The sequence below is a fragment of the Streptomyces sp. PTL18 genome (assembly GCF_059510295.1).
In genome coordinates this window covers 1-1,224 of record NZ_JCAJZO010000105.1, presented here as the reverse complement: position 1 = coordinate 1,224, position 1,224 = coordinate 1, and the positions used below count along the sequence as shown (strand labels likewise).

Annotated in this window: 2 protein-coding genes; both read right to left on the bottom strand. The window is 70.8% G+C overall.

The annotated features are described in order from the left end of the window. On the bottom strand, positions 1-577 hold a 577-nt coding region (locus AC5WS8_RS39160), incomplete at its 3' end, for a beta-ketoacyl synthase N-terminal-like domain-containing protein (protein WP_496108237.1). 67 nt (positions 578-644) lie between these two features. After that, positions 645-1,224: acyl carrier protein (locus AC5WS8_RS39155; protein ID WP_496108236.1), on the bottom strand; the 580-nt coding region annotated here is incomplete at its 5' end.

Genomic DNA, 1,224 nt, shown 5'->3' with positions numbered 1-1,224 from the left:
GCACATACGACACCCGGCCCGACACCACCGACGTCGAATTGCCGGTGAGCAGATGGCCCCGCACCTCGTCCGGGACATCGGTCAGGCCGGCGCCGTACTCCTGGTTGCTGGCGCCCACGAACACGCCGGCGCGAGCGCCCCGCGCGGATTCGGGGTCGATACCCGCGTGTTCGAAGGCCTCCCAGGACGTCTCCAGCAGCAGCCGCTGCTGCGGGTCCATGGCGACGGCCTCACGGGGCGAGATCCCGAAGAAGGCGGCATCGAAGTCCCCGGCGCCGGTCAGGAAGCCGCCCTCGCGGGCGTAACTGCCGTCCTGGCGGTGGGAGTCCGGATCGTAGAGGGCCTCGACGTCCCAGCCGCGGTCGGTGGGCCATGCGGAGATGGCGTCCACCCCGTCGGACAGGAGCTGCCAGTAGTCCTCGGGTGACCGTACTCCGCCGGGGAAGCGGCAGCTCATCCCGACGATCGCAATGGGCTCGTCCCCACGCGACTCCAGTTCCTGAAGCCGGCGTCGCGTCTCGGCGAGGTCGGCGGTGACCCACTTGAGGTAGTCCCGGAGCTTGTCTTCATTCGCCATTGGAACTTGCCCCATACGTTGTCGGCGGTAGGAACGGTTCGGCCTGCTGCGGCTGCGACGCCGGCGTTCAGGACCGGCCGAGCTCCCGATTGATGAAGTCGAAGATCTCGTCGTCCGACGCCGCCTCGAGCTGCTGGGAGACAGTGGCCTTGGCATCGGCCTCGTTCTGATCACCCAGCTCCGCCAGCATGCTGCGCAGACGTGCCTGGGCGAGAGCCCTGACGCCCATCTCTGGGGAAAGCCTTGAAATCGTGGCGGCCAGCCGGTCCAGCTCGGCGACCAGCGCACTCTCCGCGTCGGCCGCCTCCCCGCCGAACAGCCCGTCCTCGAGGAACGCGGTCAGGTGACGCGGCGTCGGGTGGTCGAAGACGAGGGTGCTGGGCAGCTTCAGACCGGTCTCGGCGGAGAGCCGGTTGCGGAGCTCCACCGCGGTCAGGGAGTCCACGCCGAGTTCCCGGAAGGCCTGGGCGGACCCGACTGCCCCGGGGTCGCCGTGTCCCAGCACCTCCGCCGCCCGTCGGCGCACCAGGTCGAGCAGGGTCTGCCGGCGCTCGTCCCGCGGCTGTCCGGCGAGCTGGTCGCGCAGCGCAGTGGCGGGTGCCTCGTCGGCGGTCGGGACGGCGCTCCGGGCGGTGGCCGCCTGTGCC